Source organism: Pedobacter sp., assembly GCF_039594775.1.
In the GTDB taxonomy this organism is placed as follows: domain Bacteria; phylum Bacteroidota; class Bacteroidia; order Sphingobacteriales; family Sphingobacteriaceae; genus Pedobacter.
The window spans coordinates 1-13,462 of record NZ_JBCNMT010000005.1 but is presented as its reverse complement, the minus strand read 5'-3'; the positions used below and the strand labels follow the sequence as shown (position 1 = coordinate 13,462).

General features: G+C 38.4%; 8 protein-coding genes. All 8 read right to left on the bottom strand.

Going from position 1 to position 13,462, the window contains the following annotated elements; translation table 11 throughout:
* Positions 1-4 precede the first annotated feature (4 nt).
* Complete coding sequence (locus ABDV71_RS13115; RefSeq protein WP_343533278.1) at positions 5-3,187, bottom strand: SusC/RagA family TonB-linked outer membrane protein; 3,183 nt, start codon at positions 3,185-3,187, stop codon at positions 5-7.
* A gap of 56 nt (positions 3,188-3,243) precedes the next feature.
* Positions 3,244-4,263 (bottom strand): DUF5007 domain-containing protein, encoded by a 1,020-nt coding sequence (locus tag ABDV71_RS13110; protein WP_343533276.1) that lies wholly within the window; start codon positions 4,261-4,263, stop codon positions 3,244-3,246.
* Between the two features lie 30 nt (positions 4,264-4,293).
* A complete protein-coding gene (locus ABDV71_RS13105) occupies positions 4,294-4,965 on the bottom strand; it encodes a hypothetical protein (RefSeq protein ID WP_343533274.1) in 672 nt (223 codons plus the stop codon).
* 7 nt (positions 4,966-4,972) lie between these two features.
* Positions 4,973-6,544 carry a RagB/SusD family nutrient uptake outer membrane protein gene (locus ABDV71_RS13100; protein WP_343533272.1) on the bottom strand — a complete coding sequence of 524 codons (1,572 nt, stop codon included), beginning with the start codon at positions 6,542-6,544 and terminating at the stop codon, positions 4,973-4,975.
* A gap of 8 nt (positions 6,545-6,552) precedes the next feature.
* Positions 6,553-9,549, bottom strand: a complete 2,997-nt coding sequence (locus ABDV71_RS13095) for a SusC/RagA family TonB-linked outer membrane protein (protein ID WP_343533270.1) — start codon at positions 9,547-9,549, stop codon at positions 6,553-6,555.
* A 635-nt stretch (positions 9,550-10,184) separates the two neighbouring features.
* Positions 10,185-11,201, bottom strand: a complete 1,017-nt coding sequence (locus ABDV71_RS13090) for a LacI family DNA-binding transcriptional regulator (RefSeq protein ID WP_343533268.1) — start codon at positions 11,199-11,201, stop codon at positions 10,185-10,187.
* 94 nt (positions 11,202-11,295) lie between these two features.
* The gene (locus ABDV71_RS13085; protein ID WP_343533266.1) at positions 11,296-12,552 is read right to left on the bottom strand and encodes a DUF2264 domain-containing protein; all 1,257 of its coding nucleotides are present in this window, start codon (positions 12,550-12,552) and stop codon (positions 11,296-11,298) included.
* An 11-nt stretch (positions 12,553-12,563) separates the two neighbouring features.
* Positions 12,564-13,462: glycoside hydrolase family 88 protein (locus tag ABDV71_RS13080; protein ID WP_343533264.1), on the bottom strand; the 899-nt coding region annotated here is incomplete at its 5' end.

Genomic DNA, 13,462 nt, shown 5'->3' with positions numbered 1-13,462 from the left:
TAATTTAAAACTGAACGTTTAGGCCTAAACTGTAACTACGTCTTGACGGGTACCCGGCGGACATGTCCCTACCTAAATCACTTACATTTTCGGGATCTGGACCAGAGTAGCTTGTAAATGTGTATACATTGTTGGCCGTAACATACATCCGCATAGAACTTACCCCTATTTTTTTCAATGCATTTCTATTGAAAGTATAAGAGAAGGTAATGGTATTGATTTTTAGATATGAGCCGTCTTCCTGAAATAAGGTTTGGTTATAACGGAAGGGTAAAAATTGTGTCCCTGTATTTGAAGTAGGGCTGTAATCACCAAATCTTAAATAATCATAAGGATTTGGATAAGTGGCATTATCACCTGCGCTTCTCCAGTAGTTAAACTGCTCAATGGGAACTAAATTTGTTGCCGCTAATGGATTGGAAAAATTTTGGAACATACTGGATAAAGCATTATTTAAGATATCTCTCTTATAGGTATAAGACATGTTCACGTTAAGTGAAAACTCTTTGTATCTTATGAAAGAAGTGGCACCGCCTGTAATTTGAGGAAACGAGTTACCGGCAGGTACCAAATCCCTTTGATCTAAGATATAATCTCCATTAATATCGGCATAGTAAGGATCGCCCCCCTGAAAGTAAACAGGGGTTGTAGTGCCGTTAAAAGTTTTATAACGCATACCCGTAGCTGGATCAACCGCTACAGCATCTGTAGTAGGATAAACGCCTTTTGTATTGTAAAGGATGTTGGTTAAGCTATTTCTTCCCAGTCTGTAAAGGATGGCCTGGCCTGTTGCCCCGCCCTCTATTAATTGTTGTCTAGCTCCGTCAGGCAATGAAGTAAGCACATCTTTGTTGATGGCTCCGTTAAAAGATAATGTCCACTCTACTTTGCTGGTTTTAGATAAAGGTCTAACCGTAGCAGAAAGTTCGTAACCATAATTAACCAAACTTACTTCATTAGTTTTGATATTAGCAAACCCGGTCATGTTTGATAATGCTTTTGATCTTAACTGGTTATCAACCATTTTATAGTAAGTATCAAACGACAATGATAACCTGCCATTCAAAATACCCATATCAAAACCTGCGTTATATTGTGTGGTGGTAGTAGGTACCAAACTGATATTTGGAAGTGTACCAAAATCAATACCTACCGCTTGGTTTCCGTTATAGAAACCTGTATAATCATAAGTACCAAAAGCATCGAAAACAGAACCTGTAGGCACAATATTTTTACCCCAGCTGGCACGTAACGAACCATAATCTAACCACTTAGATAGTGTTAAAAAATTTTCTTTATTAAAGTTCCAACGTAATCCTACTGATGGGTTTTTTGACCAAGGTGCATTTGGACCACTGGTAGATAAACCATCTAACCTATATGAAAGCTCCACCACATATTTTTTATCAAAATCATAAGCCACTTGAGATGCAAATGCTACTGATCTTAAATCAAAATAATTATCTAGAATACCACTTTTAGATGTTGCTCCGTTACTTCCTACTGGACCTTGATATTGATCATTTGTAGTTTGCTCATTATTGATGGCCTGTGCTTGGAAGTTTCTGATGTACATTTCGTTAAAAACGAATGCGTTAATACTATGCTTTTTTATGGTTTTACTAAAGTTTAGCATGTTTCTGTTATACAGCGTGCTACGTTTATCGTTATACGAATACACTTTGGCCACATTATTTCCTAAAATGGCAGGCGTAAACGTTTCTACTGTACCGGTATTATAATCATAGCTAAATGTACTTGTGGCGGTAAGCGACTTGATGAACTCATATTTACCTTCCAATACAGCTTTCAAATTCCCCGTTTTGTTATCATTTTCGGTGATTAAGGCCCCTAAGGCAGCATTTCCGTTAAATAAACTAGGGCCGGGCAATAAAGAAGATGCAGAGGCTGCCGAAGCTATTCCCGTTTGCAAGACACCATTTCCGCTACCATTTTGTCTGTTACCCAGGTTGGTAGAAATATTAGCGTTAAAGGAAATTCTAGCGTTAGGTCTGTACCTAGTATTCATATTTAGGGAATACCTTTTGAAACCTGTATTTTTTATGATCCCATTTTCATCATAATAACCCATATTAACTTTATAGTTAAAATTATCATCTCCACCCGATGCAGAAATATTATGGGTTTGGTTAAAGGTTGTTCTATAAAATAAATCTTGCCAGTTTGTTGAGTTATTATAGAAGGCATTTAAACTATCAGCCAAAAATGGAGAATTGTCTATGGTTTGGCGAGCCGAGTAGATGTCTTTACCAAATGTATTGATCTGCCAAATACGTAAAGCCCGTTCTCCATTTCCGCCCAGCACCTCCTTTAAGTTTGGAGGGGTATTTATAAATACGTTAGAGGTATATTGGATAATAGGTGTTTTAGATTTCCCTCGCTTGGTGGTGATGAGAATTACACCGTATGCTCCTTGTGAGCCGTACAAAGAAGTTGCCTGTGCATCTCTTAACACGGTAATTTCTTCCACATCTTCGGCAGGAATCAAGGAAAGTGGACTAATACCTGGACCTCCACCTGAAAAACCATATTCATAGTCGGTGTTGGCATCAATAGGTACACCATCTATTACGAATAATGGCGAGGTTGGTGTTAAAAAGGCATTGTTACCAGAACCTTGAACATCAATACTACTTAAACCACGTACAAAAATAGAACCTCTTGCACCAGGACTACCAGTGTTGTTCTGGATGTTTAAACCTGCCACCTTTCCTTGCAAAAGTGAAATTAAGTTGGCTTCAGGTACGTCTTGAATATCTTTACCGCTAATGGTAACCGCAGCTCCGGTAGTGACTTCCTTAGTTTTCGGGGTGTAACCAATTACCTGTACCTGTTTTAAACTGGTAGCATTATCTTCTACCATTTGTACCTTTAAATCTGTTTTCCCTTTTACTTTAATGGATTGTGTTTTAAAACCCATGTACCTGAAAACAAGTTCAGCATCTTCGGGTACAGTTACACTGAACTTTCCATCTGAATCTGTATAACCTGCTGATTTTTGAGTACCGCTGATCATGATGACCAATGATGGTATCCCTAAACCGTTAGCACGCTCTACCACAACACCTTTTATGGTAATGTTTTTTGGAGTTTGAGCATGAGCATTGATAGCCGTTAATACAGCTAACATGAGCATTAAAACGAAGTGAACACACTTTTGCTTCATTATAGATCTGTTTGTGAAAAGTATCTTATCCAATTTTGTTTTACTTGTATGTTCCATTAGTCGTCTGTAAATTTTGGATTGTCCGTCTTAAACCAAATGATGATATCCCAACTTCCCTTTTGAAAAATTGTAAAATCAAATCCCAATTTTGCTACCTCTCTTGCCCCACCAAATCCCATTCTATCGTAAAGAAAATTCACGCTAGCTCGGCGACCATCTGCTGTGGTGTAAGGTGTAGGAATGAATACGCAAGGGATAGGATAGGCCACATCATAAGTCACCTCGGTAGCGGTCATCTTCATGTTAAACCCATGTACCAATTTTGCCCAGTTGGTCAGCTTAAATTTTGCGGGATCTATGGGGTTAGATAAGGTATCCAAGAACTTAAAGCTCAATGAATTTCCATCTCCCTTTCGGTGAAATGAAATATTTACATCTCCAAAATTGAGGAAACTAGAACTCGCCTCCCCCATGATATTATCAATTCGCGTAGGGAATATGTTTCCGCCGGTAGAGGTACCTGTAAGTGGATTAATGTTATTTGGCTCGTATGCTCTTTCCTTATACGGTTGTAGCTTAAGGCCATTGTAGTATTTACGACCTCCTGAGTTGCTTACCTCAACGTCGAAAACGTAACCAGAATCTGGAAATGATTTTACAATGTTCGAAGTTGCTTCCGACCACATGATCAGCTCTCCAGAATGTTGCCTGATTTCAAAGAAGGGATGTTCTTCAATTACTCTTTTTCCTTCAATTTCGGCCAATGTTTTCTCGCTACCGTCGTAAGCTTTTTTCCATACACTTATGGGGAAAGATTTTAGTAATTCAGGTGCAGATATACCGTCACTATTTCTTATACCAACAATCTTAAATGTTAAAGGCAAAGAAGAGCCTTGTGAATTAAAGTTATTGCTCATTACAGTGGTTCTGCCTAAAACAGGTTGGTAAATCGTTTGGGTAAAACCCGCCTCTGCATTAAATGCATCTTTATCTGTAGGTAAAAGCTTTTTACAAGCACCAAATAACAAAGTGGCGAGTATGAGTATCAATAATGCGTTTGTTTTATATTTTAGCATCGCTGTATTTTTATGTTCTTGCTTCAAATCCTATCTATTCATTCGATTTACAAACTCGCCGAAACCAAACTCGTGCGAAGCTGCAATGATGTGTACAATAGCGTTTTTACTATGGATATTTACGGCTTGGGTAGTGGTGCTGATCCAATCTTTTGTGTATTGTGAGTTTTTCACATCACTGTAGATAATACTTTTGGGGCCGCCATTTACCAGTCCACTTGCATTGGAACTTTTATCCACTGCGTTCATTTCATAATCTAAGCGGGCAGTTCTAAGAAACGCGCCATCGGCAAACTTTAAACTATCTGTAGTTAACTTGCCTTTGATCACATAGCGATCCATTAAAATTTCTAGGTGACCTACATCGATAGTTGCGATGCCTAAAGATGGTTTGTTTTGTGATGTCCTAACCTTGTTAAGGCCAACAAAGGCAACTTCGAAGCTTCTGTTGGTGAGTGCAAAAACGGTAAGATTTTGCTCCTGTGTCATCCAGTCTTTAAATCCAGGCACTCTATCTATCGCTTTGGTAAGCGAATCAAATTGCTTTTGGCTTTTGAGATAGGCATAAACATCACCATCGTAAACGTTTACTTCGTTTACAAAATCATATCTGCCTTTATCTTTCTTGCAGGCTGTAAATATTAAGCACAACATCAAAAAGCCTAGTAAAATTTTACTCGTATTTTTCTTGTTAAAATTCATCGCTTGTTTACCTCCAATATTCATTTTGCACCAATAATGAATTGTTTCTTAACACCTCTTCGCTAATTGGCCAATAAATGCCTCCGCGATCCAATAACTGATTAAATGCAGCATCTTTTCTCTTTATCCTGTTTAGTCTAACCAAATCAAACCATCTCCAGCCTTCACCCATTAACTCTCTTCTTCTTTCCAAAAAAATGGCATCAATTACACCTTCCGCAGATCCGCTATAACCTCCTAACCCGCGTAGGAATCTAACTCTATCCAACTCGTCTATTGCAGATGAGGTATTTCCTAAAACTGCTTGAGCCTCGGCATACAACAAGGTCAGCTCTTCAATTCGGGTAAATACCATGGCCGAAGTGTACAAAGCCAATGAGCCATCCGTTTGCGGGGCATTTCTGATACATTTTATTTTACTAAAAACCGTGTTTGAGCTTCCGTAACCGGTAAAATAGTCTGTTACCGGCTTGCCATCTGCGGGGTTAATTCTAAACCTCCCATCAGTAGGTTCATTAAAAATTTGCGTAATAGTTTCATCTGGAACATAGATATGAGGTTTAGCTCTGGTAATTAAAGGTGCTGCCAACGTCAAATCTTCGATATGGCCAACCTGCGAAAACTCTTTTGTATCCCATCTAAAAGGAAAAGCAATTAAATGTGATGGCTTATTGTTGTAAAAGAAGCCATTTGATAGCGTTAAATTAGTTGTTGTGGTAAACGAAGCACCAGTTTTTGTATAATTTCTGATGGCTATTTCTGCATAGGTAGAGGCCTCTAAATATCTTTGATCCCAAGCTGCAATGTGTGCCAAAATTGCGTAGGCTGATGTTCTGGTCAGCAATACTCCATTCCAATAGCCCACATCGGCGGCTACTGTTCCATCAGTGTACTTACCGTAATAAGCACCAGGTAAATCGGCATCCGTCAGAAATCCATATTTATAAGGCAAATCAGTGGCTGCAAGTGCCAACTCGCTTTCTGCATATCTTAATACAATTGACTGCTTAGTTCTCTCCTTCTTCTCAAAATAAGCATCGTGCGAAGAAGTGATCAACGGCACATCTCCCCAAATTCTACACATTAAAAAATAGGTAAAAGCTCTTAGGGCACGCATTTGAGCGATGTCTGTTTTATAATTTTTTTCGGTGTATTGCCTATCTTTTTTTAACACCTCCCCTGCTCTTTCAATAAATAAACTGGTGCTGTTAATTACGGCATAAAACCTCCGCCAGTTGCTTAAAGACTGTAGAGTTGGATAGGGAGCGTTCAATTTATTATCGATGATGGCTTTAAGGTCTAACCTAGTGGTTGCAACGAAATCGCCTTGCCTAAGTTCGCCATACATCCAATGGGCATTGTTATCTGCCAATGCGGCTCTTAATAGTCCGTAAGCCCCTAAAAGTGCGCCCCTGGTATCTGAAATAGTTTCCCAGTTATTATTTTCGTTTACTAAGTGCGTGGAATTAACTTCTAATTTCTTGTTGCAAGAAACCAAAACCAACACCGTCATCAAAAATCCAATGGCTTGGAACTTCAACGTATTAAATCTGATTTGATGTAGTTGCTTTGATAACATTTTCGTTCTTATAAATCTAATTTTATACCTAAAGAATATGTTTTTGGAATAGACATGCCGTATCCGGTGTCTACACCCGTGTAATTCACCAATTCGGGATCTCCACCAGTGTAAGGCGTAATGGTAAATACATTTAATGCGGTAGCATATAGGTATAACCTTCTAAAATTATTCCTCTGTTTTTTGAAAAACCCTGCCTTAGTTATATCATAGCCTATTGAAATACTTCTCAACTTAAGGTAAGCACCGTTTTCGATGAAAATATCCTGATCGGTACGATAGGCTTGCACAGCACTCCAAGGATTGTACACTGGATAATTGGCCATATCCAAACCTTTTTGCCAAAAAGTGATTTCGTTGATGGAATTGATATCATTACTACCGGCCCTAGCTGCAAAATCAAGTCTATTTGCCGCAGCCTGGTTTAAAATATTGCGTTTACCTACAAAGGCAAAGTTTAGGTCTAAGGTGAAGTTCTTATAGGTAAGGTCTGTACTTACATTTCCGGTGATACGGGGAATAAAGTTGCCTAGTTCTATTTTGTCATTTTCATTGATGATGTAGTCACCATTTAAATCTTTCCATTTTGGATCTCCTGCAAGTAGCGGTAAGCCTTTATAATTTAAGATTTGATAGTTAACTGGATTTACCGGAACATCTATGTCTCTTTGATAAACGCCTGTACTTTGCAACACCCAAAACCTATCTATAGGTTTACCTACCACTAGTTTCTGATTACCAACGGTAATTTCGTTAAGTCCACCTGGAAGCGCATTTAACTTATTGGTATTGTAAGCTGCATTGAAATTTACATTCCAAGTAATACCTCCTTTTTTGGGTGCTAAAATAGCGGCTTGCAATGCCAATTCTACTCCCCTATTATTTACATCCATACCTGGTTGGTAGGTGTTGGCATAACCGTACTCCGCATTAGTTGGCACATCCAATAACATGCGCTTATTGGTTTTAGAATACAAGTCTATTTTTGCTTGCAACCTATCCTTTAACATGCCTGCTTCAAAACCAATGCTGGCTTCCTGCACATAAGCCCAGGGTATATCATACCCCACCCAACCTGAAGAGTATGGCCTGGTAATGGTTCCAAAACCGTTATAAGAGCTCATGTTGGGATTTGCAGACCAGCCAATTTCAGAAGTATATTGAGGTCCGGCAGCATATCTATCAGAAGTATATAGCGTACCCAACCTCCCCCAAGTAGCATTAACTTTTAATCGTGAAACTGGCAGGTTGTTTTTAGCTATAATTCTTTCAAGGTTCCATTGTGCACTTACAATTGGCGAGAAAAACCAACGATTGGTAGGTTGCATATTAGATGCACCATCTGTACGCAATACCGCAGTTAAGAAAAACTCTTTATGATAACTGTATTCTACTTTACCGTATAAAGAGCTAAGGTTAATTTTTTGCTTATCCGTAAATCTATTTACAATAAGGAATAATGATTTTAGATATTCGTCCTTTTTATCTGGATTTCCTCCTACCGAATTGATTCTTACATAATCGCTAGGACCTTTGTAACCTTGTCCGTAATTGTATTTACTGATATCATTGGTGAAGGTATGTCCTACCAAAAAATTAAAGTCGTTTTTACTATCAAGTGTATAGCTATAACTTAAAACGTTATCAATATTTAATCTCTGGTTATAACCAAAATAGTTAGAAACATAGTTATTACCATCCAACAATTGGGAGTTATAAAAAACATCCCTCATATTTTCATTATAGTCAAACGATATTCTCGATAGGAAATCAAACTTCTTGATTTTTGCATTTAACGAGAAGGAACCTTGTATGACATTGTTAGCGTTATTGTCGAAAGATTTATGCTTATACTGGTCAAGCAAATTGCTGTATACTATTTTATTTGGCGCAATTGGGCTGCTTAGGTCTGGTACATATTGCATCTCGGCAAAGCGATCTCTTAAATTTCTATTGCGGTCTCTAGTTAATTTAGTGGCGTTCACCATACTAGATACTGTTAACCATTTTAGCGGCAACATGTTAATAAAGAAAGAAGCGACGTACTTATCGAGCTTTGCGTCATCGGCATTACCTGCACTTGAGCTGTTTGCTCCGTAAAATCTAAAGTTCGACCTACTAGTTCCTCCCGTGATACTTCCATTAATCGTATAAATTGGAGCTCTTTTATAATAAAGGTCGGTCCAATTAGAAGCACCATAATAGTTTTCGTTACTTACATCGCTCAAAAAACCAGGTACGTTAGCTCTTTCTTGAGCTGTAGCAAATTTGTCGTAAAAGATTTTCCTGAAACTACTCTCATCCACACCGTTAGTTGTAGTTACCATATCCTTATCCACAAAACCATAGGCGCTACTAAAAGAAATTTCACGTTTACCTTCGTGGGCATTTTTGGTGGTAATTAAAATGGCACCATTGGCAGCTCGAGGACCATAAATTGCGGCTGCATCGAGCCCCTTTACCACGTGTATGGATGCAACATTATCTAAATCAATTGCCGAAAGCAGATTAGTTGCCGACCCAAGTGGGCTAAAATCATACTTTTGTATCTTATCCGAAAATGTATTGTCTTGCATTAGCGGAATACCATTGATAAAAATTGCAGGTTGAGCCAATGCCACATCGCTTTTAGTAAAAAATGGACGGCTTATCCCTCTAATGAGCATCCCTTGTTCAGAAGTTCCAGGCTCTCCGTTAGGTTCTTGTACGAATACTCCACTTACCGACGCTTTCAATGTTTGTTGCAAAGAATTGAAAGGAAATAACGCAGCTTTCTTTACGTCGATGGAATCGACGATTTTTTTAGAAACATAGTTCCTGAGCACCACCGAGTCTATTACCTTAGTATTTTCAGTAGGCTTATCCTTTTTAGATTTTGCTGAATCTACTTCTTGATAAGGCGCAGCGATTGGTATATTTTTTAAACTAACACTAGCTACTATAGCTTCTGGCAGGCAGGCATTAATAAAAAGTAAAAAAGTAAAACACGCAAAATAGTTTTTCATTTTTCTAATTGTTGATTTAATCAATTTCGAATGTTGGAGCCACACTGAACATACACTCAGGGGACTCTAATTCTAGTATTAAAGAAGAATATTTATTTAGCTTATTTTCTTCGTTGTCGAAAGATGGCGTTGGAGCATTCCCTCCTCAGCAAAAGGAATTTGTTTGGTTAGTTTCATCATTAGTTTAGGTTGGTTTCGTTAATCCAAATATGTTTATTAACCATTTTAAAAAAGATGAAAATCCAAAACAATTAGGTAGATTATTCTGCATAAAACCTTCAAAATGCAACTAAAAGCCATTTTTCAAAACACTAACGGCATTTACTCGGTAAAAAAGCTGGAGAAAAACCCAGAATATTTTTGCAGAAAAAAATCAATTTCAATTGAATAAAAAAAATGCTACGCTCAACTGCATAGCGCTATAAATAGACGTTATACAAAATGCCATTCGTAAAAGCTTCAAACCTCACGCATCATCAAACATCCAGATTGAAAATAAAATGCTTTCTAAATAGAATGGAGCTAACTAAAAAGCTGCTCCGGGCAAATACCTAAGCGATAGACATTCATTGCTCGCTAGAACAAGTTCTTTATATAGAAAATTATTGGCTTAGAAAGCTATATAAGATATTGTATCACTTACCGATGTGTTCTACCAGCACCGGATCGACTAACGTATTAAAGAAATATTGTTCGGTACTACCGTTGTTGTGAATGAGGTGCAACAACGCATCTATAGCTTTTTGCCCCTGTTCAGACGGGAACTGTTCTACAGATGCCAAAGGTGGAAATTCCATATACTTTGAGATGGGCGAATTGGCGAAGCTAACAAACTCTATTTCCTCATTAATCCTGATTCCAAGTTTTAGTGCATGTCCTATTGCAAAGGATGCCACATCATCACTAAATACAATAATTGCCGTGGGCATGTATTGGTGTTTGAGCAAAGTTTCCAGTGCCGTGGCAACTCCTTCTTTTGTCAGATTACAATTGATTAATAAGGAAGAATCAAATTTTATGGAATTTTTTTTCAATCCCTTTAAATAGCCTTCCTTTCTTTGCTTACTTTCTGACAGTTTACGGGGGCCATTAATAAAGGCAATATACTTATGTCCCCTTTTTACAAGGAAATCAACCGTTTCCATGCTACCTTTTTCTATATTGCAGGTTACATAATGAATATTTTCTATGGGTGGGATCCGATCAAAATACACTACTGGTATTATGGACTTTCTCAGTTGCTCAAAATGCTCAAAATCCATCGTATTTTTAGCTACCGAAACTAACAGCCCATCAACGCCGGATGCTTTCATCTGCTCCACCATCTGTTTTTCGCGTTTTTGATCATCACGAGACTGGGCAACCGAAATGACATAATTGTTCTTATAAGCGATATCTTCAATGGCACTAACTGCAGAAGAAAAAAAGCTCTCCGATAGTTCGGGCAGGATGACACCTATATTAAATGTTCTGCCCTGCTTGAAAAAGATTGCTTTTTGATTGGGCAAGTATCCCATTTCATCGGCGGTTTCCATGACCAGCTGCTGCGTAGCCAAACTAATACTCGGATGTTTATGCAACGCCCTAGAAATGGTGGAAAAAGAAAGATTCAATCTCTTCCCAATCTCCTTGATGGTTACATTCTTTTTCATGCCTAGTAAATATATTTAGCTGGTAGATGCCCATTCGTGCTGTGGGCATCCAAAGTCCCAAGCTGCTCAATCAACCATCTATAAGTAGGTAACATTAATAATCAACATGGTAATCTTTTGGAAAACTCTTGGCAGACCATGCCTTTTTTGCGGTCCATTCGGCAAAAGGTGCCGACCAAAACGGGTCTGTAGCAGGCAAACCCAAAGGTAAAAAAGACAAAGTGGCCATATAAAGACTCCCTGTTGAGGTATAATAATCTGCTATCTCAGGCTGATGACCGCAAAAACCAAGCTGTAGCCATCCATTGTTGTCAAAAGTTCCCTTCACATCATACATATTCTTTTTTACCAATGTTAAGGCACATCTAACTTGTGCTGGCTCAATATTTTTCGGTAGCTTATTCATCAGGGCAACCTGGCTTAATACCTGAAACGCACTAGTTCTGTAAGTAATAGACCTACCAATAGGGGGAAATGTACCCTCTGGAGAAATCATTCTTTCCTGCCCTACTGCATGGCGTTGCATGCGTTTTAAAGCTAATTCGTATTTAGCTGGCTCTATCATTTGATGTTGTACTAGCACTGCCAAAGTATCTACCATCATAGGGTGAATCACAAAAGAATTATAATAGTCGAACGCTAAATTTGGTCCATCACCATACCAACCATCACCTTTATACCACTCGTTAAGTTTAATAATACCTTCATTCAACCTTTCTTTATCCACATCCTCACCTAAGGTTAGCAAGAAGGCTTCAGTTATGGAGCCGAATAACAACCAATTGCTTTTGAAAGGCTTTCTGTTCCTAAGAGATTTAAATGATTTTACAATGGCCTGCTTAGTTGTTGCTTTTAATGGTTCCCATAGTGCTTTAGGTGCCCTCAAAAAAGCATGGGCTAAATAAGCCGAATCAACAATGGGCTGAGCATCCCTATTAAAGGTGAGCTGATCGGGACTACCATCGGCAAAGCAACTATCCAACCCCTTCACCGCTTCTATCCTCATTTTTTTTCTAAGCTTTCCTTCCTCCGTATCGTCATCAGGCAAGGCTAACCAAGGAGCTATGCCAGCATAAGTACGACCAACGGCCTCTAAATAAGATACTTTTGGCGACCTCGAATCAAATGTTGGAGAAGTAACCAAGGGCATATTTTTAACCAATGTACCTGCTGCCAAATTAGATACCACAGGATTGGCTATTTTATAAAGTAACTGATACCAGTAGGTTCTATCATTGATTGGTTTTATTGCTTTCTCATTTTTCTTCTCCTCGGCTAAAACCGTTTTAGGTTTAATTATTCCGGTTAAACCCGCAATGGAAATTGCAGTTAAAAAATTTCGTCTCTTCATGATTTTACTTTTTACAGGTACCAGTTTTTATAACGCATCAAAGCTTCAAGGTAATAATAATCGGCATAAGTCAAGGGTACGTCAATCTCGGATTTTAAGGGCAGTGCCCCGGTACTATGCTTTAATAAAAATCCACCATTGGAACCCTCCTGTGCCGTATATTCTTCAGAAGATAGTGATACTAACATTTCTTTTGCTTGGGATACATAATATTTTTTGTCTTTAGAAGAACTGTATTGCCCTAGTTCTAATAAAGCCGATGCAATGATGGCCGCAGCTGATGCATCTCTATAGGTATTTGGAATATCTTTGGCATTAAAATCCCAATACGGGACTTTATCTTTTGGCAACGTGGGATTGTTTAAGATATACCGAGCGATGTTCTGGGCAAAACCAAGGTATTTCTTATCTCTCGTAAAACGGTACATCATGGTGTAGCCATATAAAGCCCAGCCTTGTCCCCTGCTCCATGCAGATTCATCGCTGGCTCCTTGAGCAGTTCCTTTTCTAACGACCTCCCCATTAGTCATATCATAATCTACCACATGGTACGAACTGAAATCAGGCCTAAAATGGTTAGCTAATGTCGCATCAGCGTGATTTAAGGCAACCTCTTTATATTTTTGATCTCCACCATTTTGCGCTACCCATAGTAAAAGCTCCAAATTCATCAAATTATCAATAATTACAGGTCCTTTCCATTTCTTACTGGAATTCCACGATTGGATTACCTTCGCATCTGGTCTATAACGAGTAGTCAATGATGCTGCAGCTGTATCTATTGTTTTTTTATATTCCGATTTTTTATTGAGGCGATAGGCGTTCCCGAAACTACAATACATCATAAAGCCTAAATCATGGTTTCCCGTGTAATGTTTTTCTTTCTCAAGCGAAGCTAATCTCAGCTCAG

Bases quoted from the DNA above. Each gene is read 5' to 3' on its own strand.
- ABDV71_RS13115 (WP_343533278.1), bottom strand. From the start codon at position 3,187: ATGAAGCAAAAGTGTGTTCACTTCGTTTTAATGCTCATGTTAGCTGTA.
- ABDV71_RS13110 (WP_343533276.1), bottom strand. From the start codon at position 4,263: ATGCTAAAATATAAAACAAACGCATTATTGATACTCATACTCGCCACT.
- ABDV71_RS13105 (WP_343533274.1), bottom strand. From the start codon at position 4,965: ATGAATTTTAACAAGAAAAATACGAGTAAAATTTTACTAGGCTTTTTG.
- ABDV71_RS13100 (WP_343533272.1), bottom strand. From the start codon at position 6,544: ATGTTATCAAAGCAACTACATCAAATCAGATTTAATACGTTGAAGTTC.
- ABDV71_RS13095 (WP_343533270.1), bottom strand. From the start codon at position 9,549: ATGAAAAACTATTTTGCGTGTTTTACTTTTTTACTTTTTATTAATGCC.
- ABDV71_RS13090 (WP_343533268.1), bottom strand. From the start codon at position 11,201: ATGAAAAAGAATGTAACCATCAAGGAGATTGGGAAGAGATTGAATCTT.
- ABDV71_RS13085 (WP_343533266.1), bottom strand. From the start codon at position 12,552: ATGAAGAGACGAAATTTTTTAACTGCAATTTCCATTGCGGGTTTAACC.